Below are 24,481 nucleotides of genomic sequence, written 5' to 3'. Positions count from 1 at the left end.
CAAGTCGTGGAAGGATTCGAGACACGAGCGATTCACGCCGGCCAGGCGCCCGACCCGACAACCGGCGCTGTCATGCCGCCCATCTACGCGACGAGCACCTTCGCCCAAGACGGCGTCGGCGGGCTGCGCGGCGGGTATGAGTACAGCCGATCGGCCAATCCGACGCGGACGGCGCTGGAAGAGTGCATCGCCGCGCTGGAAGAAGGCAGGCGCGGGCTGGCTTTCGCCAGCGGCATGGCGGCAGAGGACACGCTGCTGCGAACCGTGCTCAAGCCCGGCGACCACGTCGTCATTCCCAACGACGCATACGGCGGCACCTACCGGTTGATCAGCAAGGTGGTCGAGCGGTGGGGGGTTTCCTGGACGGCCGTCCCAGTGTCTGACGTCGACGCCGTCCGCCAGGCCATCCGCCCCGAGACCGCCGTCGTGTGGGTCGAAACGCCGACGAACCCCCTGCTCAACATCGCTGACATTGCCGCGCTCGCGCAGGTGACGCACGACGCCGGAGCGTTGCTGGTCGTGGACAACACCTTCGCCACGCCTTACCTCCAGCAGCCGTTGACGCTGGGCGCGGACGTCGTCGTGCATTCGACGACCAAGTACTGCGGCGGCCACTCCGACGTCGTCGGTGGAGCGTTGGTGGTTGGCGACCCGACGCTGGGTGATCAGCTCGCCTTTCACCAGAACGCCATCGGGGCGGTGGCCGGGCCGTTCGACGCGTGGCTGGTCCTTCGCGGGCTGAAGACGCTGGCGATCCGGATGGAGCGGCACTGCGACAACGCCGAACGGGTGGTCGAGGCGCTCGGCCGGCATCCTCAGGTCAGCGAGATCCTGTACCCGGGGCTGGACTCACACCCAGGTCACGATGTCGCGCGACGCCAAATGCGCCGCTTCGGGGGCATGGTGTCGTTTCGGGTAGCCGGCGGGGAGAACGCGGCCGTCGAGGTGTGCAACCGCGCCCAGGTCTTCACCCTGGGAGAGTCGCTGGGCGGTGTCGAATCCCTGATCGAGCATCCGGGCCGGATGACTCACGCCAGCGCGGCCGGCAGCGTCCTCGAAGTGCCCAACGACCTGGTCCGGCTTTCGGTGGGGATCGAGAGTGTGGACGACCTCCTCGCCGACCTTGACCAGGCGCTGAAACACGCGACGTAGGGGCGCTTCGGCAAAGGGAGTCTCTCCATGGTGTGGTGGGCATCAGCGAGGGAGGTCGATGGCGAAGCCTCTTGTCCGACTGAGTCTGCTGGGCGAGGAGAGACTCCGTTTGCCGAAGCGGTTCAGCTGGACGTCACTCGCGTGACCACTCGCGCAGCGCGGGCAGTACCTGCTCGCCGACCTGCTTGATGGTCCTCACCGGGTCGAGACTGGCCACCTGAATGGCCACGTAGTCCGCGCCGACGTCGTGCACGAGTGGCCGGTACGCCTCGGCCAGCTGGTCGAGATCACGAACAATCGTGTACTTGCTCAGGATCTCCTGCCGGTCCATCGCGTCGGCCCGTTCCCGCAGCACCATCGGGTCGGCGACTTCTAGTCGCCCCGGCGCCCGGAGCCCGCGCATGGCGGCGAGAGCTTCCCACGCTTCGTCGTCGTTGCCGGCCAGCACCACCCAGCGAGTGGCCATGATGGTGGTCGAGGCGCCACGTGCCCCGGCGGCCTCGCGATACGGGGTGATCACCCGCTCCATGGCGTCGGCCGGATCTTTGACACTAGTGATCAGTCCTTCGGCGTGCTGCCCGGCGAAGGTGGCCGATTTCGGGCCGCCGGCGGCCATCCACACCGGGACGGTCCCGACGGGAGCGCTGTACAGCTTGGCCGTACGGGCTTGGTAGTACTGGCCGTCGATGTCGAGTTTCTCTCCCGCCAGCAACCCGTGGATGATCCGCAGCGCCTCGTCCATGCGGGCGATCCGCTCGGTATAGCCGGGGAACTCGTATCCCAGGGGCGCTTCGTTGATGGCCTCGCCGGTGCCCACACCCAGGATGAACCGTCCACCCGACAGACGGTCGAGGGTGGCCGCGGCCTGAGCGATCAGCCCTGGGTGGTAGCGGAAGAGGGGGGCCGTGACGCTGGTGGCCAGCTCGACGCGCGATGTCGCCTGGGCCACGGCGCCGAACCAGCTCCACACGAAGCTGGAGGCCGACGCGTCGTCGACCCAGGGATGGAAGTGGTCAGCGCCGGTGACCACATCGAAGCCGGACTGCTCGGCCAAGACGGCGTGTTCCAGGAGGATCTCGGGCTGATAGGACTCATGACTGCACAACCACGCAAGCTTCATGGAACTCACTCTATTCGCGCACTCTGGATGGGTAGACACCTGTAGCGACTACCGTGGGAACGTGGCGCTCGCGGTCTGTCTGCTGTTCGACGCACGAGGCGAACGTGCGATGTGCCGCCTCTGGGATCGCCTGGAGGAGAACGGCGTCCCGAGCTTGCGTTCACACACACATGGTCGCCACGTCCCGCACTTCTCGTACGCCGTTTTGCGGTCGTGGCAGCTCGACGACGTCCGGGCAGCCGTCGACGCCCTTTCGTCAAACGGCCCCGTTGAATTCTCTTTCGATGGACTTGGCACCTTCCGTCGTGGCAGAACGTGGCTGATCCCGGCGTTGACCAGCGACGTCGCGTTTCGGCAGGAGCGGGTCGTTGAGGCTGTGCGGGCGGCTGGCGCCGAGCTTCACCGGAATTATGTGCCGGGGGCATGGATCCCGCATTGCACGCTCGCGCCGCGGGTTCAGCTCACGGCACTGTCGGTCGTAGCAGCGGCTGTTTACGACGTTCTGCCTCTGCGGGCACGGGCGGACCACGCGGCGTTGATCGACAGCGGCACGGGCGAGCGATGGCCACTGCGTGGTCTCCCATGACAACGTAAGCACGTGGTGACAGGATCTAGTGTCATGGACCTGACAATGACGGAGGTCGACGCTGCCCGGGAGATGCTGCGCGACGTCGTGCGACCCACTCCGCTCGAGGATTCGCGATGGCTGGGCGGCAAGGTGGGCGGGCCGGTACACCTCAAATGCGAGAACCTTCAGCGAGCTGGCTCGTTCAAGATTCGTGGCGCCTACGTGCGCATCGCGAAGCTATCCGACGACGAGCGTCGCTATGGCGTAGTGGCGGCAAGTGCCGGCAACCATGCTCAGGGTGTGGCACTGGCCGCGAGCATGCTGGGCACGCCGGCCACCGTGTTCATGCCGGAAGGTGCGGCGATCGTCAAGGAGCGGGCCACTCAAGCCTATGGTGCCGATGTCCGGTTCGCCGGGGCCACTGTCGACGAAGCGCTCCTGGCCGCTCGGGCATTCGCGGCCGAGACCGGCGCCGTCCTGATCCATCCTTTCGACCACGCGGATGTCGTTGCCGGCCAGGCCACCGTCGGTACGGAGATTCTGGAGCAATGCCCCGACGTGCGCACCATCATCGTCGGAACGGGTGGTGGAGGCCTGCTGGCTGGTGTGTCGCTCGCCGTACATCATCTCCGGCCGGACGTGCGGGTGGTGGGTGTCCAGGCTGAAGGGGCTGCCGCCTACCCGGTGTCGTTGGAGGCCGGCGCGCCGGTGTCGCTGGAGCGGATGTCCACCATGGCCGACGGTATCGCTGTGGGGCGTCCGGGTGACGTCCCGTTCTCGGTGATCCAGCAATATGTCGACAGCGTGGTGACGGTGTCGGAAGAGGCGTTGTCGCGGGCGCTGGTGTCACTGCTCGAGCGTGCCAAGCAGGTGGTCGAACCCGCGGGAGCGGCGGCCGTCGGTGCGATCTTGGAAGATCCGGGAGCGTTCGAGCCACCAGTGGTCGCGATTCTCTCCGGCGGAAACATCGATCCGCTACTGATGATGCGGGTGGTCCGGCACGGTATGGCGGCCGCGGGCAGGTATCTCACCTTCCGGGTCCGCGTGGCCGACGCGCCCGGTGCCCTGGCGCAGTTGCTCAGCGAACTCGCATCGGTGGACGCCAACGTGCTCGACGTTGTGCACGAGCGGACGGCGGCCTCCCTTCCGGTCGACCAAGTCGAAGTGGCGCTGCAACTGGAGACGCGTGGCCCGGAGCACCGGGCAAGGGTGCTGGCCAGGCTGCGGCAGTCGAACTACCCGTTGTCCATACCAGAAGATTGATCCAACAGCGGCCGACTTGCCGTTTTATAAAGAGGCATTGACATTTGTGAAAGGTTTTCCGCATCATTGGTCGCGTGAATGGTAGTGAAGATGCGCGCGAGATCCTCGAGAAGGTAGCCGCTGGCGAGCTTGACCCCGCTGAGGCGGCCAAGATGCTCGATGAGATCAAACAATCCGGATCAGACGAGCTGCGCGCCACAGATGCGGAGCCGTTGGAGGGCGCCACCCTGCCCTCGATGACCGAGATCAAGCGGATTCTCGTCCGTGCTACCTCGCGCCGGGTCCGTATCGTCGGCGACCCCGCTGTCGCCACGGCTGCGCTCGATGGGCCCCACACGGTCCGCCGCGACGGTTCGACGCTCCTCATCACGGGAGAGACCGAGCTGGTGCCGACCAACAACGCCTTCGTCTTGCTGGCCGGTGGCCGCTGGCGTGAGATGGCAGACCGGGTACAGCACAGTCTCGGGCAAGACCTCGAGCTGACGGTCCGAGTCCGGCCAGATCTGCCGGTGGGAGTCGAGGTGATCGCCGGTTCCTTGCAGGTCGAGGGGGCTCGCATGCTGGATCATGTGCGAGTGACGGCCGGCTCGTTGCGGGTGCGCGGCTCGGAGGCACCGATCGACCTGCTGGTTCAGGCCGGCTCGGCGCAGGTGAGTACCCGGCAGACGTACGGCCAGTCGCGGATTCGCTGTGAGTCCGGCTCGTTGCAGCTGACATTGGAGGAGGGCTCCGATGCCCGGGTTCGCTCTGACATCCAGCTGGGCCGGCTGTCTGTTGAGCCGGAGTCGCGAAACAAGGACCGGCAGCGTGACGTCGTCGTGGGTCTCGGCGGCGCCGAGATCGACCTCGAAGTCGTCATGGGTGCGGTCAACCTGCGCACTCCAGACCGCGGAGACGCCCGATGACACACCAGCCTCCGCGCGATTGCCCGGTGTGCGCGGACGTGCTGAACGTCACGCGCCTGGCTTGTGACGGCTGCGGAACCGAGCTGTCCGGCAGGTTTACCTCTTGTGCTTACTGCTCCCTGAGTATCCAGGATCGAAAAATACTGAGCGTGTTCCTTGCCTCCCGAGGCAATATGAAGGAGTTCGCCCGCGAGCTCGGGGTGAGCTATCCGACGGCCCGGATCCGCTACGCCGAACTGCTGGGCCGTCTCGACATCGAAGAAGTTGGGGGACTGGAGGTCACCATGGAGCCTGTCGACCGTGAGGACGTGCTGCGACGGCTGGCGGCAGGCGAACTCGATCTCGACGAGGCGACGGACCTTCTGAGGTAAGGGCCCTGGTTCCCGGCCTATCCGGGGCTCGCCATTGAAACTGACGGGTGCACCCACCCGTCGCAACACCCACGGCTGTCAGTGCGGGCTGCGATGATGCCGCCTTGCACACAGCCACACGGCACAGCCGTGTTCAGGAGAGGAAAGCAACGTGAATGCAATCATCGCCGAAGGTCTGGTCAAGACCTTCGGCTCCGGCGACAAGACCGTGAAGGCGGTCAGCGGCGTCGACTTGACCGTCGCCGAGGGCACTGTTGTCGGGCTCCTCGGCCCCAACGGCGCGGGTAAGACCACGACGGTCCGGATGCTCACCACACTGCTCCCGCTCGACGGCGGACGCGCTCTGGTCGCGGGTCACGACGTCGTCGACCAGCCGCAGGCGGTACGCGCAAGTATCGGCCTGTCGGGGCAGTTCGCCGCCGTTGACGAGAATCTGACGGGTCGCGAGAACCTCTGGATGTTCGGCCGGCTCTACCAACTCTCCAGCAAGGAAGCCAAGAAGCGTGCTGAAGAGCTGCTCGAGCAGTTCTCCCTGGTCGAGGCAGCAGACCGGCCGTCCAAGACGTATTCAGGCGGCATGCGCCGCAGACTCGACCTTGCCGGAAGTCTCATCATCCATCCGAAGATTCTCTTTCTAGATGAGCCCACCACAGGGCTGGATCCCGCGAGCCGGCTCGACCTCTGGGACGTCATCCGTGCGCGGGTCCGTGGCGGTGCCACGATTCTGCTGACCACGCAGTATCTCGAGGAAGCCGACGCACTGGCCGATCGCATCGTCGTCATCGATCACGGAAAGATCATCGCCGAGGGCACAGCTGATGAGCTGAAGGCAAAGGTCGGTGGTGAGCGCATCGAGGTAATCGTCCACGAGCCAGCCAGGATGCAGCAGGCTGTCGAGATCTTGCAGCGTGGCAGCGACGGCCAATGCGTCGTCGACGAGCACACTCGCAAGCTCACCGTGCCCACCACTATGGGCTCCAAGGGCCTGGTCCAAGTGATCCGTGACCTTGATGAGCAAGGGATCGACATCGACGACATCGCGTTGCGGCGGCCCACTCTGGATGATGTCTTCCTCGAACTCACCGGCCGGCGTGCCGAAGACGACGAAGCAGAAAACACCGAGCAGGCCGAGGGGGTCAGCGCATGACAACCACAGACGTTCGGCCCTCCCAGGCCGCGCCCAAGAGTGCCGGTGTCGGGCAAGTGCTCCAGGACACGATGATCATCGCGTGGCGGAACATCCGCGGCGGTCTGCGGGTGCCGGACACGCAGATCTACATGTTCATCCAGCCGATCATGTTCGTGCTGCTGTTCGCCTACGTGTTCGGCGGCGCCATTCGGGTGCCCGGTGCGGAGGACGTCGCCGGGGCGTACCGCGAGTACCTGATGGCGGGGATCTTCGTGCAGACCATGGCGTTCGCTGTGGCTCCGGCCAGTGTGGGCCTGGCCGACGACATGCACAAGGGGCTCATCGACCGTTTCCGTTCGCTGCCCATGGCCCGGTCCGGCGTCATTGCCGGGCGCGTGGTGTCTGACCTGGCCAGCCAGTTCATCGTGCTCATCATCATGATGATCTGCGGGCTCATCGTTGGATGGCGGGTACACAACGGTGTGCTGCCGTTCCTCGGCGCGGTGGGCTTGATGCTGCTCTTCGCCTTCGCGATGTTGTGGGTCGGAGCGCTCATCGGGCTCTCTGTGGGCAACCCCCAGGTCGCCGCTTCCGCAGGCCTGATCTGGTTGTTCCCAGTGGTGTTCTTGTCGAACGCGTTCGTTCCGCCGGACACCATGCCCACGGTGGTCCGGAACCTGGCGGAGTGGAACCCCATCAGCGCATTGGTCGCGGCGGCGCGGGACTTGTTCGGCAACGAGGGGATCATCACCTCAGAGGCTTGGCCGATGCAGAATCCCGTACTGGCAGCGGTGCTCTGGTGCATGCTGATCATTGTGATCTTCGCGCCGCTGGCCGTGCGCAAGTACAAGGCGGCTGCCAGCAAGTGACCGGCCGGTAACCGTTGACGCAAAGTGAAGGCCCGGGAGGTTCGTCCTCCCGGGCCTTCGAACTCGTCCGCTGAGTCAGCCCTTGTAGGGCTTGACGCTAACGATCTCAACCGTCACGGTGCGGCCGTTCGGAGCTTCGTAAGAGGCCTTCTCACCCGCACGCTTGCCGTGGATCGCGGCGCCGAGCGGCGACTGGGGCGAGTAGACCTCGATCTCGACCGACTCGTCGAGCGACGCGAGCTCCCGGGAACCGAGCAGGAAGCGCTCGACCTCGTCATCACCGGCGAACTTCACCTCGACGATCATGCCCGGCTCGACCACTCCGTCGTCGGCGGGAGTCTCGCCCACCTTGGCGCGTTGTAGTAACTGCTGTAGCTGGTGGATTCGGGCTTCCTGCTTGCCCTGCTCTTCCTTGGCAGCGTGGTAACCACCGTTCTCCGAGAGGTCACCCTCCGCTCGGGCAGCCTCGATACGCTTGGCGATCTCGGTGCGAGCCGGTCCCATCAGATACTCGAGCTCGTCCTGAAGACGCTTGTAGGCATCCTCGGTGAGCCAGGCGACGTTGTCGCTTGCAGCGGTCACAGCATCTGCTCCTTGCCTATCGTCACAAGACCACACTCAGCCGGTGAGTGTGGTCCACAACCGAGCCTCTACCCGGTAGATGTCGGGTTCATGAAGAATAGACAACAGTACCAAGCAAGGGCCGTCTCCGGCGATCCCTCAGCCGGAGGGCTGTTCCGCCCGGATCTGGTCATCCCGCCGCGCGGCGCCTGTCAGCCGTCACGCGAGCAGCCGAGGAGTTCCGGGGCGATGGCGTCGCCCCGCAGCGGTATGTCGGCCTCGACCAACTGCCGCGCCGGCTCACCGGCCGGTATCTCGAACTCCAGTTGCCCGACCACGATGTGCCTGATGTCGACGGCGATCAGCTCGCAGGTGAGAACCGTGTCCGGGCTGCGGTCGACTTCTACGATGACGGGCATGACGCCGTCGGCAGGGCTTTCCCACGAGCGCAGCGCCGCCTGGATGGAGCCCCTCTGGGCATCGATGATGAACCAGGTCGCCACGGCGGCGATGGCGGCGATGAACACGACGATGATGATGTTGCGCCGGCTGATACCCGGGTTGCCGGCCCGCTGGCCCAGATGGCTGGATCCTCGCCCGTAGCGTTGCTGTAGCCGCTCATCCGCGTCTGCCTGCGGCTGGGCGGTCGGCTGTGGCTCCGGGGTGCCGGGATTGGACAACGGTGCTCCGGTGGCTGTCGGTGGAAGATGGCACCATTATGTCTTGGCGGTCCAGGCTGCGTGCAGGGCCCCACTACATAATGTAGTAATCGGGGTCCGGAACACCGGGTCGGGCCTTGGCCGTTGAGAACGCCGGAGCAAGGCACATGGTGAGGTAACTATGGCAGAGCAACTCAGGTTGATGCATGTCCATGCACACCCTGATGACGAGTCGAGCAAGGGAGCGGCGTCAACGGCGCGCTATGTCGCCGACGGTGTCGATGTGCTCGTCGTCACTTGTACCGGCGGTGAACGCGGCTCCATTCTCAACCCCAATATGGATCGTCCGGACGTGCTGGCCAACATCAGTGAGATCCGCCGGCAGGAGATGGATCAAGCCCGCGAGATCCTCGGGATCCGGCAAGAATGGCTGGGTTTTGTCGACTCCGGGTTTCCGGAGGGCGACCCGTTGCCGCCGTTGCCCGACGGGTGTTTCGCCGCACAGCCGGTGGACGTCGCGGCCGCGCGCTTGGTCGAGTCCATCCGCCGCTTCCGGCCGCACGTGGTCACCACCTATGACGAGAATGGTGGATACCCGCACCCCGACCACATCATGTGCCACAAGATCAGCGTGGCGGCCTTCGACGCGGCGGGAGACGCATCCGCCTATCCCGACGCCGGGCCGCCCTGGCAGCCACTCAAGCTGTACTATCACCACTCCTTTCACCGGCAGCGACTGGTCGCGTTGCACGAGGAGATGGAACGACGTGGCCTGCCGTCGCCCTACGAGGAGCGGCTGCGGGAGTGGAAGCCGAATCCGGAGTGGGACAGGCGGATCACCACCAGGGTGGAATGTGCGAAATTCTTCCCGGTTCGTGACAAGGCGTTGCTCGCGCACGCCACCCAGATCGACCCAGAAGGTCCGTGGTTCGCCGTCCCGCTGGAGGTACACCAGACGACGTGGCCGAGCGAGGACTACGAACTGGTCCGGACCCTTGTGGACACAGAGCTTCCTGAGGACGACCTGTTCGCAGGGGTAAGGTGAGTGTTGTGGACGTTTTGATGGCCGTGGGCATGTTCCGCGATGGCCGAACCGGTGAGTCCGGTGGGCTGGCGGTGAACGCTGGGTCGATCAGCTTCTGGCTGGTTGTTGCGCTGATTCTGGTGGTGATCGTGCTCTACCGAAGCATGCGAAAGCATGTCCGCGGGATCCATTTCGACGAGGCAGCGACCTCTGACCAGGAGCGGATGGGGCAGCGGCAGCAGAACGGCGACTAGTCGCTGCGAGCGGGGGTGAGCCGCGAGTGTCAGGGAGAGCCGCGGCTGAGACGTTGATCGCGGTGCGCAAAGCTCGCGATCTGATCGATCGGTCTTATGCCGAGTCCCTGAGCCTCGACCAGATCGCACAGGCCGCCGGATACTCGCGTTTCCACTTGATCCGGGCGTTTCGCGCGGCTTTTGGCGAGACCCCGGGGCGGTACTTGACCCGGAGGCGGGTTGAACGAGCACAAGACCTGCTGCGCTCGGCGAACCTGACCGTGACCGAGGTCTGTCACCTGGTCGGATTCTCCAGTCTGGGTTCATTCAGCACTCGTTTTCACCAGATCGTGGGCACATCTCCCGTGCAGTTCCAGCGCACCGCGCGCGCATCGGGGGGACTTCCGGTCCCCGGCTGTTACGTGTTCATGTGGGGCGCACCTTCGATTCCGGGTGAGAACCCGCCGGCCCGGCAATCTCCTAGTCGCGCGGGTTCCAAGACGGCAACCACGGAGAAGCCTGACTCGCTCCCGGGGGAATAACGTCGTTTCTGTTCGAACGGACATCGACGGAAGGGACAAGACGGTGATCACTTCGCTCGGCGTGGCCGGCGCCTACGTCCACGACTACGACGAAGCCAAGGACTTCTTCCTCGAGAAGCTCGGCTTCGAACTCCGCCAGGACCTCACGATGGACAACGGGTTCCGGTGGCTGACGGTCGGTCCTCCCGCCAGCCCCAGGTTCCAGCTCCATCTTTCGGTGCCAGGGCCTCCGATGCACGACGAGGAAACGGCGTCGATGCTGCGCACGCTCATGGCCAAGGGAGCGTTGAGTGCGGGCGCCTGGCACACCGACGACTGCCGGAAGACATTCGAGGAGTACTCCGCGAGAGGGGTCGAGTTCCTGCAGGAACCGGCCGAGCGGCCGTACGGCGTGGAAGCCGTGTTCCGCGACGTGTCGGGCAACTGGTACAGCCTGAACGAGATCAACGAACAGGCGCTCGACCCGGACGCGATGAAGAAGGCTTTCAGTTGAGGATGTCCGTGGTGCGGCGTCATGGGGTGCGGCCGCCCCGGATGCCCGGGAGGTTCCTGAACGCCGGGGAGTCTCGTGATTTCCGGGGCCGGGTCGGCCGTACGCCCGATATTCGAGTGAAATGGCGCCCGAGGGGTAGCGTGTGTTGGTAGAGATTGATGTGTGCCTCTGCAAACGCCACGAAGGACCTGGGTGAACCGTCTCAGTAGCGCGTCCAGCCCCTATCTTCTCCAGCATCAGGACAATCCGGTGGATTGGTGGGAATGGGGTGACGAAGCCTTTGCCGAGGCTCGGCGCCGCGACACTCCCGTTCTTGTGAGCGTCGGTTACGCGGCCTGTCACTGGTGCCACGTCATGGCGCACGAGTCGTTCGAGGACGAGATCATCGCCGCTTTCCTCAACGAGCACTTCGTGTCGATCAAGGTAGATCGCGAGGAGCGTCCCGACGTCGACTCCGTCTACATGGAGGCTGTCCAAGCCCTGACGGGTCAAGGCGGCTGGCCGATGACGGTGTTCGTCACCCCGGAAGGCAAGCCGTTCTACGCCGGCACGTATTACCCGCCGGAGCCACGGCATGGAATGCCATCATTTCCCCAGGTTCTAGAGGCTGTCGCAGACGCGTGGCGGCATCGGCGCGACGAGGTCGACGACGCCGCCAAGCAGATCGCTTCCCGGCTGGACGGCCCGCGAACGGTCCCCGAGCGTCCTGCCCCCTCGGCTGAGCGCCTCGGTCTTGCGGTTCAGCGGCTGGCCGCCACATTCGACCAGGAGCACGGCGGGTTCGGCGGGGCACCGAAGTTCCCGCCGTCCATGGTCCTCGAGTTCTTGTTGCGCCACCACGCCCGCACGGGCGACAAGAATGCGCTGACCATGGTGGAGCAGACCTGCGAGCGGATGGCCCGCGGCGGCATATACGACCAGCTGGCCGGTGGGTTCGCCAGATACAGCGTGGACCACGCCTGGGTGGTGCCGCACTTCGAGAAGATGCTGTACGACAACGCGTTGTTGCTACGCGTCTACGCTCACCTGTGGCGCTCCACCGAGTCGCCGCTGGCTGAGCGAGTGGTCCGGGAGACCGCCGAGTTCCTGCTACGCGATCTGAGGACACCGGAAGGCGCCTTTGCCAGCGCACTCGACGCGGATGCCCCAGATCCAGACACCGGGGACTCTGCTGAAGGCGCCTCCTACGTCTGGACCCCCGCCCAGGTGTACGACGTGCTCAATGCCGACGATGCCGCGTGGGCGGTGCGGCTGCTCAATGTCACCGAGGCCGGCACCTTCGAGCACGGCAGATCCACGCTCCAGCTGCCGACTGATCCGGACGACTGGCAACGCTGGGCCAGGGTGCGAGCCACCTTGCATGCCGCCCGCGCGGAGCGGCCCCAGCCAGCATGTGACGACAAAGTGGTGTCCGCATGGAACGGTCTCGCCATCGCGGCACTGGCCGAGGCCGGGGCGCTACTTGACGAGCGGCCGTGGATCGACGCCGCGGTTCAGTGCGCCGACGTGCTCATCCGGGTCCACCTGGATTCCGGCGGTCGGCTGCGCCGGGTGTCCAGAAACGGTGCCGCGGGCACGCCGAGCGGGGTCCTCGAAGACTATGCCGACGTCGCCGAGGGTTTCCTCACCTTGCTCGCCGTCACGGGGGATCCGGTGTGGCTGGAACTGTCCGAGCAATTGCTGGGTACGGTTCTGGCACACTTCGCCGACCCCAACGGCGGCTTCTTCGACACCGCCGACGACGCCACCGACGTCAGGCTCGCGGAGGTCCGGCGACCACAGGATCCCACCGACAACGCCACCCCCTCGGGCTGGTCGGCCGCGGCTGGCGCGCTGCTGACCTTCTCCGCGTATACCGGATCTGCGCGGCACCGGGAGGCCGCTGAGAACGCCCTGGGCGTCTACGATGCGCTGGCGGCGCAGGCGCCGCGCTTCGCCGGCTGGGGCATGACGGTCGCGGAGGCATTGGTCTCCGGTCCGGTGGAGGTCGCCGTCGTGGGAGATCCCGCAGATGAGCGGACTCGCGCCTTGCACGCGGCCGCGCTGCGGCAGCCGTCCCCAGGAGCCGCCGTCGTCGCCGGCGATCCGCAGGAGCCAGCCTCGGCCATGGTTCCTCTTCTGCGCGATCGTCCGCTCGTCGACAATGCGCCGGCGGCGTACGTGTGCCGGCATTTCGTCTGTGCAAGACCTACCGATGATCCGGCGGAGCTGGCCGACCAGATATCCTCCACCCCGTGATCGTGAGCGGTTTTCTGCACTCCCATCCATGATCGTGAGCGGATTCGTGTCGCTATCGCGGCAGTATCGTGCTCACGATCACAGGGTGGGAGAGCGTAGATCTGCTCACGATCACGGGGGATGGACCCGCGGAGCTGGCGAGCTGATAGGCGCGGGATGATAGGCATATGAGCGACGACGCTACGAACACCACTGATTCCCCGTATCGCATCGAGCACGACACCATGGGCGAGGTCCGTGTGCCGGCCGCGGCCAAATATCGTGCTCAGACCCAGCGCGCGGTTGAGAATTTCCCGGTCTCTGGAACCCGTATCGAGAACTCGCTGATTCACGCGCTGGCCTCGATCAAAGGCATCGCAGCCACGGTCAACGCCGAGCTGGGTGTCGTCGACGCCGAGATCGGTCAAGCCATCCACGAGGCCGCGGCCGAAGTAGCCGGCGGCAATTACGACGACGATTTCCCGATCGACGTCTTCCAGACCGGCTCCGGCACGTCCAGCAACATGAACGCCAACGAGGTCATCGCGACTCTCGCCACCGAACGTCTGGGTGCGCCCGTGCACCCGAACGACCATGTCAACGCGTCGCAGTCGAGCAACGACGTCTTCCCGTCGGCGATTCACGTGGCCGCTACCGCGGCCGTCGTCGGGAATCTGATCCCGGCGCTGGAGCACCTGCGAGCCACCTTGTCGGCCAAGTCCGACGAGTTTGCCTCCGTTGTCAAGAGCGGCCGCACGCACCTGATGGACGCCACACCCGTCACTCTCGGACAAGAGTTCGGCGGGTATGCCGCCCAGGTCTCCTACGGCATCGAGCGGCTGCAGGCTGCCCTGCCGCGAGTGGCGGAGCTTCCACTGGGCGGCACCGCAGTCGGCACCGGCATCAACACTCCTCCCGGATTCGCCGAAAAGGTCATCGGCCGGCTCGCCGCTGACTCCGGGTTGCCGTTCACTGAGGCCCGCAATCATTTCGAAGCCCAGGGCTCGCAGGACGGATTGGTGGAGCTATCCGGTCAACTGCGCACCATCGCGGTCTCGCTGAACAAGATCTCCAACGACGTGCGCTGGATGGGATCCGGGCCGCGTACCGGCCTGGCCGAGCTCGCCCTCCCGGACCTGCAGCCTGGGTCCTCGATCATGCCGGGCAAAGTCAACCCGGTTATCCCGGAAGCGCTGTGCATGGTGTGTGCTCAGGTGGTCGGCAACGACGCCACTGTCACCTTCGCGGGCGCGGCGGGCAACTTCGAGCTCAACGTCATGCTGCCGGTGATTGCTCGAAATGTCCTAGAGTCGGTCCGGCTGCTGGCCAACATCAGCCGGCTGTTCGCCGACCGTTGCGTGAGCGGGCTGACGGCTAACGAGGAACGCTGCCGGGAGTACGCGGAGTCGTCGCCGTCGGTGGTCACGCCGCTCAACCGGTATATCGGCTACGAGGAAGCAGCCAAGGTCGCCAAGCAATCACTGGCTGAGCGGAAGACCATCCGCGAGGTTGTGATCGAGCGTGGGTACGTGGAGCAGGGCAAACTCACTGAGGCTCAGCTGGATGAGGCTCTGGACGTGCTCAGCATGACAACGCCATGATCATGAACACTTGGTCACCTATATGGTCACCAAGTGTTCATGATCATCGGAGCGGTCAGGTGGCGGGGGAGTGCTCGAGCATCTCCGTCACCAGGGCCGCGATCGGCGAGCGCTCCGATCGGGTCAGCGTGACGTGCGCGAACAACGGGTGGCCCTTGAGCTTCTCGACAACGGCAACGACGCCGTCATGCCGGCCTACCCGGAGGTTGTCGCGCTGGCCGACGTCGTGGGTGAGGACCACCCGGGAGTTGCTGCCGATGCGCGACAAAACCGTGAGCAGGACGTTGCGCTCGAGAGATTGCGCCTCGTCGACGATCACAAACGCGTCGTGCAGTGAACGCCCGCGGATATGGGTCAGTGGCAACACTTCGAACATGTCGCGCTCGATGACCTCGTCGACAACATCCTGAGTGGTCAGAGCCCCCAAGGTGTCGTAGACGGCTTGTGCCCACGGACTCATCTTCTCGGCTTCGTTGCCCGGCAGGTATCCGAGTTCTTGGCCACCAACGGCGTACAGCGGCCGGAAGACGAGGACCTTCTTGTACAGTCGCCGTTCGAGAGTCGCTTCCAGGCCGGCGCACAGCGCCAGCGCGGACTTGCCGGTGCCGGCCCGGCCGCCAAGAGAGACGATGCCTACCTCGTCGTCGAGCAAGAGGTCCAACGCGATCCGCTGCTCGGCGGAGCGGCCGTGCAGCCCGAACGCCTCGCGGTCGCCGCGGACCAGGCGCACCGATTTGTCCGGTGTGACCCGCCCCAGCCCGCTGCCACGTTCGCTGTGGAGCACGAGGCCGGTATGGCAGGGCAGCTCACGGGCTGCCTCGAGGTCGACGGTTCCGCCCTGGTACAGCTCGTTCAGCACCGAACCGGGGACGTCGATTTCCGCCATGCCGGTCCATCCGGATTCGACGACGGCCTCGGCTCGGTACTCCTCGGCCTGTAGCCCGACGGCGGATGCCTTGACACGCATGGGAAGGTCCTTGGAGACCAGGACGACGTTGTGCCCGTCAGAACCGAGGTTCAACGCGACGGCCAAGATGCGGGAGTCGTTGTCGCCTAGCCGGAACCCGGCCGGGAGCACTTCAGGATCGGTGTGGTTGAGCTCCACGCGGACAGACCCGCCGTCCGGCCCGACCGGCAAGGGCTTGTCGAGCCGGCCGTGTTCGATGCGCAGCTCGTCCAGCAGGCGTAATGCGCTGCGCGCAAAGTAACCCAACTCGGAATGATGTCGTTTGCCCTCGAGTTCGGTGATCACGACGATCGGCAGGACGACCTCGTGTTCGGCGAACCGCAAGATCGCGTACGGATCGGCGAGTAACACGCTGGTGTCGAGCACGTACGTCGTGTGCGGGGTCGTTGGGTCCGGTTGATGACGACGAGTGTGAGTCTTGGAAGCGGCCACGTCCGTCTCCCTCGTGCCTGAGTGCACCCTGACTCAGGTGTCTAGTCGCGTGAAGAACCGGGACCGGGCCCAGAGGGCCGGGTGCCGGCCCTCCCCTCGCGCCATAGCTTCAGCACGTTGGACGAGCCTCCCGGACAGCTGGTTCTCTCCCCAACTGTCAAGAACCAGGGTACCTGTGAAGGGCTCTTGTGGGTCCGGACACGCCAGAACAGCCGGTTAACATTGCGTTGCCCCGGCCCGCGGACCACTCGGTCCAAGCACGACGAAACTCCGCGCTGCCCTCGGAACGCGAGACTGCTCAGGAACACGATCGGGACGGGTGGAGAATCCCGACCAGGGTGCGGTCGGGCATCGGCGAACGACGAAGGAGAGAGCCGCGGGCGAGGGCGGGATTCTCCACCCGTCCCGATCGTCACCTCCCGAAGCGGCGCTCACGTTCGGTGTACGAGCGCAGCGCGCGGAGGAAGTCGACGTGGCGAAAGTCCGGCCATAGGGCCTCGCAGAAGTAGTACTCCGAGTTGGCACTCTGCCAGAGCAAGAATCCCGACTGCCGCTGTTCGCCGCTGGCCCGGATGACGAGGTCTGGGTCGGGCTGACCTTTGGTGTAGAGGTGGCGGGCGATGTCCTCGGCGGTGACGGTACCGGCGAGTTCGTTGATCGGTGTCCCTTTTTCGGCGTGTTCCTGGAGCAGAGCACGTACGGCGTCGGCGATCTCCCGCCGGCCCCCGTAGCCAACTGCCACGTTCACATGCATACCGGTGAGGTCCCGGGTGGCGTCGGCCGCCTCTTTGAGCACCGTCGCGGTGCGGTCCGGTAGCAGGTCGAGAGCGCCTACCGGATGCACCCGCCACCGCCGGGCGGCGGCGAGGTCGCTGATCAGGCCCTCGATGATGCTGAGCAACGGGATGAGTTCTTCTTCCGGGCGGTCGAGATTGTCGGTGGAGAGCAGCCAAAGCGTGACGACCCGGATATCCAGTTCGTCGCACCAGGCGAGAAACTCCTGTGCCTTCTCGGCGCCGGCTTGGTGGCCGCTGGCTGTGGGGGCGCCGAAGGCCCGCGCCCAGCGGCGGTTGCCATCGAGGATGACCGCGACGTGTCCAGGCATCCGGGCTGTGTCCAGCTGCCGCTGGAGATTGCGACCGTAGACCCGGTAGACCACGTCCGACAGGCCCATGAAGGCATCCTTCCCTGACAATTCGCGCGTGTGCTCCGGCGAGAAGAGTACCCCGGAACCAGCCACGTGCTGTTGTGGCCGGTGATCGGCCGCGAGCCCGGCGGGGGAGCCCTTGGGTTCGGGTGAGGTACCTCTCCTGCTGTTGAGACGGCTATGGCAGCTTCTTGGTTTACCGTTGGGGCATGCCGATCGACGGGCAAATACGTGACACGCTGGCCGCGGTCAAGCCGAAGCTTCGTGGCTGGTTGCACGCGTGCACGTTTCCGATAGCTGTCCTCGCCGGTCTCACGCTCGTGGCGCTGGCTCCGTCCACGACGGTCCGGGTCAGTGCGCTGATCTATACCCTGACGGCCGCGATGCTGTTCGGGATCAGCGCTGTCTACCACCGCGGGCAATGGTCGCCGCGGGTGCAGGCCAGGCTCAAACGGCTCGATCATGCCAACATCTTCTTGATCATCGCTGGCACGTATACCCCGTTCACGCTGCTCATCCTGCCGTCTGAGCAAGCGCGCATCCTGCTCTCATTGGTGTGGATCGGCGCCCTGCTCGGAGTGGGCTTTCGAGTCTTCTGGCTCGGTGCGCCCCGGTGGCTGTATGTGCCGATCTACATCGGTCTCGGCTGGGCGGCGGTCTTCTGGCTGCCGCAGTTCGCTTCGCACGGGGGCGCGGCGGTCGTCACGCTGATCATTGTCGGCGGTCTGATGTACACGGCCGGTGCGCTGGTCTACGGCATGAAGAAACCCAACCCCTCACCTCGGTGGTTCGGCTTCCACGAGGTGTTCCACGCCTTCACGCTGGCCGGGTTCGCCAGCCACCATGTCGGTATCTGGCTGGCCGCGTTCGGCGTCGGCGCGGTAGCGGTCGCGTAGTTCGTCAAACCCGCAACGCCTCTTGACCCATGGGAACCGCTTGCGGTAAAGGCCCGTCGTATTGGCATGGAGAGTCGTCGCACGTGTGCCGTCGTCTTCGCGGTCGCCGCGATCGTGTTCACGTCGGCGTGCGGCGACGAGCCACCCACGGTCAGTACCGAGCCAGAAACCGCGGGCTCGGGCTCGGAACCTGGCGCTCCGGCGACGGGCGGCTCAGGTGCCTCGGCGGCAGGCCAGGAGCCCACAGCTCCGGACGAGTTGGTCGCCACCTGTGGTGCCGTGCGATTCAATGACCTGCCGGCTGATCCGTCGTCGTTCCCGCCTCTGGGGGACGTCGAGCAGGACGTCGATCTCACCCCGGTCGAGGGCGAGCACGAGTTTTTCGAGATACACGACTGGCACATCGCCTCCGAATCTGATGACGAGCTTGTCCTGTTCGGCATTCCACATGAGCAAGAGTTCGAGGCGGCGCCGTACGCCGACGCGACGTTGGTTCGGCAGGACGACAGTTGGGTGCCGTCGAGCTGGGGCCAGTGCCGGATCGACGTGTCGGCTGAGGGCTGGGGTCACGCACGCTTCGTGCTTGATCCCGATGTGGAGCCTGACCCGTCGTCGGTGAGCGTCGCGGTCCAAGCATGGGAGGTAGCCTGCGCCAGCGGTCAAGCCCCGGACGGGCGGGAAGTGCGACCGGTGGTACTGAGCCAGGATGCGATCAGTGTGTCGATTGTGGTGCTGGTCGAGCCGGTCCGAGGTGACGCGGAATGTCCGGGCAATCCGAGCTTCTCACTTGAGATCGAGCTCGACGAGGCACTGGGAGAACGCTCCGTCTTCGATGCAAGCACTGAACCCGCACTGAAGCGGCCGTGGCCGCCGACGGAGTCGAGTTTGTTGAGCGACGGCATGGACGAGTAGCCGACTCCTACTGCAGAAGTCCAGCTTGTTCGGCTAATCCAGCGGTTCTCGTTGTGCCAGGTAGATGTGGTAATCGAACTCGCGTCCCTCGCGTGGGACGGTGCGGACCAGCTCGTCCACATGCCCGGCGATGCCGGCCAAGTCGGCTGACAGGGTCGCGGACGGCGCGGCCGACCAGATAGCCAGCACCCCGCCCGGTGTCAGCGCCTGGATGGCCGACCGCAGGGCCGGACGCCGATAGACCTCCGCGTTTGCCTGCCTTGTCAGGAATCCTGGGCCGTTGTCGATGTCGAGCAGGATGCCGTCGTAACGGCCGGGTTCGGCTCGCTCCAACACAGCGCGGACGTCGTCGACCACCACATTGACTCGTCGGTCGGAAAGGATGGCGCCGGTACCCGGGACTCGCCCTTGCGTCAGCCAGGTGACCAGTAGTGGTTCCAGTTCCACGACCTCGATCTCGGCGACCCTCGGATCAGCGAGCAGCGCAGCAACGGTGAACCCGAAGCCCAGCCCGCCGACCAGCACTCTTGCGGGGGCCGCGTGGCTGGTGAGAAACGCCTCGGCCAGGAGGCGCTCGGTCGAGGTCTCGGCGGTATCCATGAGAAAGACACCGTTGACGATCAGCTCGTAGACCGGTTGACCGGTAGCCTCACGCCGGCGAAGCACAATTTCGCCGGACGTGCCCTCCCCTTGGGCGATGACTTCAGGACGCGCGTGCACGAAGCGAAGCCTAGTGGCCCCCGGCTTCGACGCGGCGATGACTGCTGCCGACGGTGCTTCTTACCCGGCGCTGGCGACGAGGTGAATACACAAGTCATGTCAAGGGCGAAAAGGCTTGGACAATGATCGTAGGTGGCGTAATCTGCGATTCACGTCGTCCCGATGTCGTGGCGTCAGCGCTGTGCCCGGTGGCGACGTATGTGCCGTCTCAGGGGAGGCAAGCGTGGGCCAGAGAAGCGCAGCCGCAGCCATCACCGTGTCCGTGGCCTTGATGTCTGCCCTTGTCGCATGCGGAACCGACGACGGGCCACCCACACTTACCTGGTACATCAATCCCGACGACGGCGGGCAGGCCGAGATCGCCGGTCGGTGCACCGACGAGGCAGACGGGCAGTACCGGATCGAGACGTCCCTGCTTCCGCGGGAAGCCTCGGCGCAGCGGGAACAGTTGGCCAGGCGCCTCGCGGCCAATGACAACTCCATTGACCTGATGAGTCTCGACCCGCCGTTCATACCGGAGTTCGCCGAAGCGGGCTTCCTGGCCGAGATTCCCGACGACGTCGGCGCCGTGGTCACCGAGGACGTGGTGCAGGGAGCCATCGACGGGGCCACCTGGCGCGATGAGCTGGTGGCGGTGCCGTTCTGGGCCAATACTCAGATCCTCTGGTATCGCAGATCCGTCGCCGAAGCCGCGGGTTTGGATCCTGAAAACGAGCCGGTCACCTGGGAGCAGGTCATCGACGCCGCTCGCGAACAAGACAAGTATCTCGGCGTGCAAGGCATCCGCGCCGAGGCGCTGACCGTGTGGATCAACGCGCTGGTCGAGTCCGCCGGCGGACACATCATCGCCGACCCGACGGTGCCCGTGGAGGAGTTGCAGCTGGGTCTGGATTCCGAGGCAGGCCAGGCAGCAGCGGAGGTGATGAGGACCATTGGCCAGGAAGGCCTCGGTGGTCCCGGCCTGACCAACGAAGACGAAGGCGCGTCGATGTTCCAATTCCGCGGTGATCGCGGATCGTTCATGGTCAACTGGCCGTTCGTCTGGGCTGCCACCCTGGCCGGCGTCGAGGACGGCACTGTCGATCAAGAAGTGCTCGACGACATCGGCTGGGCGATGTACCCGGCGATGGCCGATGGCGAAGAAGCGCGGCCTCCGTACGGCGGCATCAACATCGGCATCGGAGCGTTCACCGACCATTTGGACGAGGCACTCGACGCCGTCCAGTGCATCGTTTCGCCGGAGAACCAGGCGTTCTACTTCGTCAACGACGGCAACCCCGCCGCTCACGTCGCCGCCTACGAGGATCCAGAAGTGCAGGAGGCGTTCCCGATGGCGGAGACGATCAGAGAGTCATTGGAAGCCGCGGCGCCGCGACCACAGACCCCCTACTACAACGAGGTCTCCACCGGCCTGCAGAACACCTGGCATCCGGCCGGGGCGATCCGGCCTGAGTCCACACCAGAGTCGGCCGCCGAATTGATCTTGGCCGTGCTGCGAGGGGAGAGACTGCTGTGAGTACTTCGGAGAAGGCCCCTACCGGCGTGTCAAAGGGCGCGGCCGCACCGGCCCGGATCAGCGATCGGGCCAGGGGCGAGCGGCGGTTGGGCTGGTGGCTTGCCGGCCCGGCATTCATCGTGATGCTGGCGGTCACGGCGTACCCGATCGCTCAGGCCATCTATGAGTCGCTGTTCAAGTTCCGGCTGACCGATCCCGATGCCCGCGAGTTCAACTGGCTCGGCAACTACGCGGTGATCCTGACCGACGGCGTGTGGTGGCAGGCCGTCGGGGTCACGGTCTTCATCACGGCCATCACCGTCGCCATCGAGGCTGTGCTGGGGTTCGCGCTCGCCTTGGTGATGCACCGTGCGCTGACCATACTGCGGCCGGTACTGCGCACCGCGATTCTCATTCCGTACGCGATCATCACGGTGGTATCGGCCTTCGCTTGGCTCTACGCGTTCGACATCAATACCGGCTTCTTCACAACATGGTTCAGCTGGGTGCCCGGGATCTCCGAAGACACCAACATGTTCGGCAGTTTCGGATCCGCCGTCACGGTGATCATCATCTCCGAGATCTGGAAGACGACGCCGTTCATCTCTCTCCTCCTGCTCGCCGGACTGGCGCAGGTGCCGGAAGACCTTCAGGAAGCGGCGAAGGTCGACGGAGCCACCTGGTGGCAGCGGATGTACAAGGTGACCATTCCGAACATGAAGGCCGCGATCATGGTCGCCCTGCTGTTCAGGACTCTCGACGCGTTCCGGATCTTCGACAACGTCTTCATCATGACGCAGGGATCACAAGGCACAGAAGTGGTGTCATTCCTGGCTTATAGACAGACGATCAGCCGGCTGGAGATAGGCCTCGGCTCGGCGGTGTCGGTTTTGCTGTTCCTCTGCGTGGTGCTGATCAGCATCACCTTCATCAAGCTGTTCAAGGTCAATCTGGCCAGCGCGCGAGGGGAGGGCTGACGTGGACGACCAGAAGACAGGCCGCGAGAAGAGTCTGTGGTGGTTGGCCGGAGTCGTCGTCGTGGTCTATGCCCTGTTCCCGGTGGCATGGATCGTGTCGTTGTCGTTCAAGAGCTCCGCCGATCTCGGCAACAGGCAGTTCTTACCGACCAACCTCGTGTGGGACAACTACGAGACCATCCTGGTGGGGGATGCTCAGACACTGTTCCTGTCGGCCCTGCGGAACTCAATCGGCATCTGCCTGATCGCGACCTTCATCGCGGTGGTGTTGTCCACGTTCTGCGCCTATGCGATCGCCAGGCTGGACTTCCCGGGCAAGCGGGTGATCTTGACAACCGCGTTGGCGGTGGCGATCTTCCCGGTCATCTCGATCGTGACGCCGTTGTTCAACCTCTGGCGCAACATCGGGCTATACGACACCTGGCCGGGCGTGATCATCCCGTACCTCTCGCTCACGCTGCCGATATCCATCTGGACACTATCGGCGTTTTTCCGGCAGATTCCGTGGGAGCTCGAACAGGCCGCGCAGGTGGATGGTGCCACCACTTGGCAGGCGTTCAGGCGGGTGATCGTGCCGTTGGCGACGCCCGGGGTGTTCACCACCGCGATCATCTCGTTCTTCATCGCCTGGAACGACTTCGTCTATGGCATTTCGCTGACGTCGACCGAAGCGGCCCGGCCGGTGCCGGCGGCATTGGCGTTCTTCACCGGCGCTTCGCAATTCGAGGAGCCCGCGGGTGCGATCGCCGCCGCGGCCGTCATCGTCACCATCCCCGTCGTCATCCTCGTCCTCTTGTTCCAGCGGCGCATCGTCTCGGGTTTGACCCAGGGTGCCGTGAAGGGCTGACCTTAGGAGATCTCATGGCTGCCATCACAATGAAGAACATCGTCAAGAAGTACGGTGACGGCTTCCCAGCGGTCAACGACATCAGCCTCGACATCGCTGACGGGGAGTTCATGATTCTCGTGGGCCCGTCCGGCTGCGGGAAGTCGACGCTGCTGCGGATGATCGTCGGACTCGAAGACATCACCAGTGGTGAGATGCTCATCGGTGGAGACCGGGTGAACGAGAAGGCTCCCCGCGACCGCAATCTGGCCATGGTGTTCCAGAACTACGCGCTGTATCCGCACCTCACCGTGTTCGAGAACATCGCGTTCCCGTTGCGGCTGCACAAGGCCCCGGACACCGAGGTGAAAGAACGGGTGAACCAAGCGGCGGAGTTGCTCGAGCTCACCGAGCATCTCGATCGCAAGCCCGCCAACCTCTCCGGCGGCCAGCGCCAGCGAGTCGCCATGGGCCGGGCAATCGTCCGCGAAGCCCAGGCATTCCTGTTCGACGAGCCGTTGTCCAACTTGGATGCGAAGTTGCGTGGACAGATGCGCACGGAGATCTCCCGGCTACAGAAGCAGCTGGGGATCACCACCGTCTACGTCACGCATGACCAGGTCGAAGCGATGACGTTGGGCGACCGGGTGGCTGTGCTGCGTAAGGGCATCCTGCAACAGGTCGCGTCGCCACGCACGCTGTATCAGGAACCGGTCAATCTCTTCGTGGCGGGCTTCATCGGGTCGCCTCCGATGAACTTCATCCCGGCCACGGTTGGTGACGGCGAGCTCAGCACCCCCTTCGGCCCGATGCATCTCCCGGAGTCGAGATCGGTGGACCTGTCGGAGCACGAGGTTGTGCTGATTGGCGCCCGGCCGGAGTCGTTCGAGGACGCAGCCGTTGTCTCGGACACCATCCGAGATCACGGGGTGACCTTCGACGTGCACGTTGACGTGATCGAATGGCTCGGCAACGAGCAGTACGCCTACGTGCCGTACGAGGCTCCGGAAGACATCCGCGTGCAGCTCGCCGAACTCGAGCGTGAGCTGGACAGCGAAGCGTTGCGGACCCAGCTGGTCGTGTCACTGGACGCCACCAGCCGGATGGCCGAGGGCAGCAACGCTCCGTTGTGGCTGGACCTGCGAAAGGTGCACATCTTCGATCCATCGACCGGTGCCAACCTCACCGCCCAGACCGATGAGCCAGCCGATGTCTCCGAACCGGCGTAGTGGCTAGAGGCTCCGGCAGACGGAGTCTCTCCTTGCCCGCAGACTCGGTCGGAGAGAGGCTTCGCCATCGCCTCCCTCGCTGATGCCCACCGCACCATGGAGAGACTCCATCTGCCGGAGCCGCTCCATGCGTCGGAGCTGTTAGAAGGCGCCGGTGCGGGTGGCTGGGATGT

General features: G+C 65.1%; 25 protein-coding genes. 19 read left to right on the top strand and 6 right to left on the bottom strand.

Annotation, left to right across the window (positions count from 1 at the left end):
- Positions 1-6: 6 nt before the first annotated feature.
- Positions 7-1,152, top strand: coding sequence for a cystathionine gamma-synthase (locus F7O44_RS22470; RefSeq protein ID WP_162452510.1), 1,146 nt, complete (start codon positions 7-9; stop codon positions 1,150-1,152).
- Positions 1,153-1,285: 133 nt separating this feature from the next.
- Here F7O44_RS22470 and F7O44_RS22465 read toward each other — a convergent pair whose 3' ends face one another.
- A complete protein-coding gene (locus F7O44_RS22465; RefSeq protein ID WP_162452509.1) occupies positions 1,286-2,272 on the bottom strand; it encodes a TIGR03557 family F420-dependent LLM class oxidoreductase in 987 nt (328 codons plus the stop codon).
- Between the two features lie 61 nt (positions 2,273-2,333).
- Here F7O44_RS22465 and F7O44_RS22460 point away from each other — a divergent pair, with 61 nt between their 5' ends.
- The 6 genes from F7O44_RS22460 to F7O44_RS22435 all read left to right on the top strand — a co-directional run bounded on the left by F7O44_RS22460 (position 2,334) and on the right by F7O44_RS22435 (position 7,377).
- A complete protein-coding gene (locus F7O44_RS22460) occupies positions 2,334-2,858 on the top strand; it encodes a 2'-5' RNA ligase family protein (protein ID WP_162452508.1) in 525 nt (174 codons plus the stop codon).
- A 33-nt stretch (positions 2,859-2,891) separates the two neighbouring features.
- Complete coding sequence (gene ilvA, locus F7O44_RS22455) at positions 2,892-4,103, top strand: threonine ammonia-lyase (protein WP_162452507.1); 1,212 nt, start codon at positions 2,892-2,894, stop codon at positions 4,101-4,103.
- 74 nt (positions 4,104-4,177) lie between these two features.
- Complete coding sequence (locus tag F7O44_RS22450; RefSeq protein WP_162452506.1) at positions 4,178-5,008, top strand: hypothetical protein; 831 nt, start codon at positions 4,178-4,180, stop codon at positions 5,006-5,008.
- Positions 5,005-5,379, top strand: coding sequence for a DUF2089 domain-containing protein (locus F7O44_RS22445; protein WP_162452505.1), 375 nt, complete (start codon positions 5,005-5,007; stop codon positions 5,377-5,379). Before F7O44_RS22450 ends, F7O44_RS22445 begins: the two co-directional genes overlap by 4 nt.
- A 151-nt stretch (positions 5,380-5,530) precedes the next feature.
- Positions 5,531-6,526: an ATP-binding cassette domain-containing protein gene (locus tag F7O44_RS22440; RefSeq protein WP_162452504.1), complete on the top strand. Its 996-nt coding sequence runs from the start codon at positions 5,531-5,533 to the stop codon at positions 6,524-6,526.
- Positions 6,523-7,377, top strand: a complete 855-nt coding sequence (locus tag F7O44_RS22435) for an ABC transporter permease (protein ID WP_162452503.1) — start codon at positions 6,523-6,525, stop codon at positions 7,375-7,377. The genes F7O44_RS22440 and F7O44_RS22435 overlap by 4 nt, the downstream gene beginning before the upstream one ends.
- Positions 7,378-7,452: 75 nt before the next feature.
- Here F7O44_RS22435 and greA read toward each other — a convergent pair whose 3' ends face one another.
- On the bottom strand, positions 7,453-7,959 hold the full coding sequence (gene greA / locus F7O44_RS22430) for a transcription elongation factor GreA (protein WP_162452502.1): 507 nt from the start codon (positions 7,957-7,959) through the stop codon (positions 7,453-7,455).
- A 191-nt stretch (positions 7,960-8,150) separates the two neighbouring features.
- On the bottom strand, positions 8,151-8,618 hold the full coding sequence (locus F7O44_RS22425; protein ID WP_162452501.1) for a DUF4307 domain-containing protein: 468 nt from the start codon (positions 8,616-8,618) through the stop codon (positions 8,151-8,153).
- A 160-nt stretch (positions 8,619-8,778) separates the two neighbouring features.
- Here F7O44_RS22425 and mca point away from each other — a divergent pair, with 160 nt between their 5' ends.
- The 6 genes from mca to F7O44_RS22395 all read left to right on the top strand — a co-directional run bounded on the left by mca (position 8,779) and on the right by F7O44_RS22395 (position 14,707).
- Positions 8,779-9,642: a mycothiol conjugate amidase Mca gene (mca, locus tag F7O44_RS22420; protein WP_162452500.1), complete on the top strand. Its 864-nt coding sequence runs from the start codon at positions 8,779-8,781 to the stop codon at positions 9,640-9,642.
- A gap of 5 nt (positions 9,643-9,647) precedes the next feature.
- On the top strand, positions 9,648-9,875 hold the full coding sequence (locus F7O44_RS22415) for a hypothetical protein (protein ID WP_162452499.1): 228 nt from the start codon (positions 9,648-9,650) through the stop codon (positions 9,873-9,875).
- 26 nt (positions 9,876-9,901) lie between these two features.
- Positions 9,902-10,396, top strand: a complete 495-nt coding sequence (locus F7O44_RS22410; RefSeq protein WP_162452498.1) for an AraC family transcriptional regulator — start codon at positions 9,902-9,904, stop codon at positions 10,394-10,396.
- A gap of 43 nt (positions 10,397-10,439) precedes the next feature.
- Positions 10,440-10,889, top strand: coding sequence for a VOC family protein (locus F7O44_RS22405; protein ID WP_162452497.1), 450 nt, complete (start codon positions 10,440-10,442; stop codon positions 10,887-10,889).
- Between the two features lie 192 nt (positions 10,890-11,081).
- A complete protein-coding gene (locus tag F7O44_RS22400; protein WP_162452496.1) occupies positions 11,082-13,127 on the top strand; it encodes a DUF255 domain-containing protein in 2,046 nt (681 codons plus the stop codon).
- Between the two features lie 167 nt (positions 13,128-13,294).
- Complete coding sequence (locus tag F7O44_RS22395) at positions 13,295-14,707, top strand: class II fumarate hydratase (protein WP_162452495.1); 1,413 nt, start codon at positions 13,295-13,297, stop codon at positions 14,705-14,707.
- A gap of 55 nt (positions 14,708-14,762) precedes the next feature.
- On the opposite strand, the gene phoH2 is transcribed toward F7O44_RS22395, so the two are convergent.
- Complete coding sequence (gene phoH2, locus F7O44_RS32040) at positions 14,763-16,106, bottom strand: RNA 5'-3' helicase PhoH2 (RefSeq protein WP_162452494.1); 1,344 nt, start codon at positions 16,104-16,106, stop codon at positions 14,763-14,765.
- Between the two features lie 412 nt (positions 16,107-16,518).
- Positions 16,519-17,280, bottom strand: coding sequence for an isoprenyl transferase (locus tag F7O44_RS22385; protein WP_162452493.1), 762 nt, complete (start codon positions 17,278-17,280; stop codon positions 16,519-16,521).
- Positions 17,281-17,462: 182 nt separating this feature from the next.
- Between F7O44_RS22385 and trhA the strand changes: the two genes are divergently transcribed.
- Together trhA and F7O44_RS22375 are read left to right on the top strand one after the other, a co-directional pair.
- Positions 17,463-18,149: a PAQR family membrane homeostasis protein TrhA gene (trhA, locus tag F7O44_RS22380; protein WP_162452492.1), complete on the top strand. Its 687-nt coding sequence runs from the start codon at positions 17,463-17,465 to the stop codon at positions 18,147-18,149.
- A gap of 66 nt (positions 18,150-18,215) precedes the next feature.
- Positions 18,216-19,061, top strand: a complete 846-nt coding sequence (locus F7O44_RS22375; RefSeq protein WP_162452491.1) for a hypothetical protein — start codon at positions 18,216-18,218, stop codon at positions 19,059-19,061.
- A gap of 33 nt (positions 19,062-19,094) precedes the next feature.
- Here F7O44_RS22375 and F7O44_RS22370 read toward each other — a convergent pair whose 3' ends face one another.
- The gene (locus F7O44_RS22370; protein WP_187361534.1) at positions 19,095-19,781 is read right to left on the bottom strand and encodes a spermine/spermidine synthase domain-containing protein; all 687 of its coding nucleotides are present in this window, start codon (positions 19,779-19,781) and stop codon (positions 19,095-19,097) included.
- Between the two features lie 223 nt (positions 19,782-20,004).
- Here F7O44_RS22370 and F7O44_RS22365 point away from each other — a divergent pair, with 223 nt between their 5' ends.
- From F7O44_RS22365 to F7O44_RS22350, 4 genes are read left to right on the top strand one after another with little or no spacing between them, the layout of a single operon-like run.
- Positions 20,005-21,297: an extracellular solute-binding protein gene (locus F7O44_RS22365; RefSeq protein ID WP_222851600.1), complete on the top strand. Its 1,293-nt coding sequence runs from the start codon at positions 20,005-20,007 to the stop codon at positions 21,295-21,297.
- Positions 21,294-22,253 carry a carbohydrate ABC transporter permease gene (locus F7O44_RS30595; protein ID WP_222851599.1) on the top strand — a complete coding sequence of 320 codons (960 nt, stop codon included), beginning with the start codon at positions 21,294-21,296 and terminating at the stop codon, positions 22,251-22,253. Before F7O44_RS22365 ends, F7O44_RS30595 begins: the two co-directional genes overlap by 4 nt.
- 1 nt (position 22,254) lies before the next feature.
- The gene (locus F7O44_RS22355) at positions 22,255-23,100 is read left to right on the top strand and encodes an ABC transporter permease subunit (protein ID WP_162452490.1); all 846 of its coding nucleotides are present in this window, start codon (positions 22,255-22,257) and stop codon (positions 23,098-23,100) included.
- A gap of 14 nt (positions 23,101-23,114) precedes the next feature.
- Positions 23,115-24,308 carry an ABC transporter ATP-binding protein gene (locus F7O44_RS22350; protein ID WP_162452489.1) on the top strand — a complete coding sequence of 398 codons (1,194 nt, stop codon included), beginning with the start codon at positions 23,115-23,117 and terminating at the stop codon, positions 24,306-24,308.
- Positions 24,309-24,481 lie beyond the last annotated feature (173 nt).

It is taken from the genome of Phytoactinopolyspora mesophila, assembly GCF_010122465.1.
GTDB lineage: Bacteria > Actinomycetota > Actinomycetes > Jiangellales > Jiangellaceae > Phytoactinopolyspora > Phytoactinopolyspora mesophila.
The sequence above is the reverse complement of the archived record's forward strand: the minus strand, read 5'-3'. Positions and strand labels throughout refer to the sequence as shown.

What these genes read in the sequence shown, in the direction of transcription:
- F7O44_RS22465 (WP_162452509.1), bottom strand. Translation starts at nt 2,272, where the DNA reads ATGAAGCTTGCGTGGTTGTGCAGTCATGAGTCCTATCAGCCCGAGATC.
- ilvA (WP_162452507.1), top strand. Translation starts at nt 2,892, where the DNA reads ATGGACCTGACAATGACGGAGGTCGACGCTGCCCGGGAGATGCTGCGC.
- F7O44_RS22445 (WP_162452505.1), top strand. Translation starts at nt 5,005, where the DNA reads ATGACACACCAGCCTCCGCGCGATTGCCCGGTGTGCGCGGACGTGCTG.
- F7O44_RS22435 (WP_162452503.1), top strand. Translation starts at nt 6,523, where the DNA reads ATGACAACCACAGACGTTCGGCCCTCCCAGGCCGCGCCCAAGAGTGCC.
- mca (WP_162452500.1), top strand. Translation starts at nt 8,779, where the DNA reads ATGGCAGAGCAACTCAGGTTGATGCATGTCCATGCACACCCTGATGAC.
- F7O44_RS22395 (WP_162452495.1), top strand. Translation starts at nt 13,295, where the DNA reads ATGAGCGACGACGCTACGAACACCACTGATTCCCCGTATCGCATCGAG.
- F7O44_RS22385 (WP_162452493.1), bottom strand. Translation starts at nt 17,280, where the DNA reads ATGGGCCTGTCGGACGTGGTCTACCGGGTCTACGGTCGCAATCTCCAG.
- trhA (WP_162452492.1), top strand. Translation starts at nt 17,463, where the DNA reads ATGCCGATCGACGGGCAAATACGTGACACGCTGGCCGCGGTCAAGCCG.
- F7O44_RS22375 (WP_162452491.1), top strand. Translation starts at nt 18,216, where the DNA reads ATGGAGAGTCGTCGCACGTGTGCCGTCGTCTTCGCGGTCGCCGCGATC.
- F7O44_RS22350 (WP_162452489.1), top strand. Translation starts at nt 23,115, where the DNA reads ATGGCTGCCATCACAATGAAGAACATCGTCAAGAAGTACGGTGACGGC.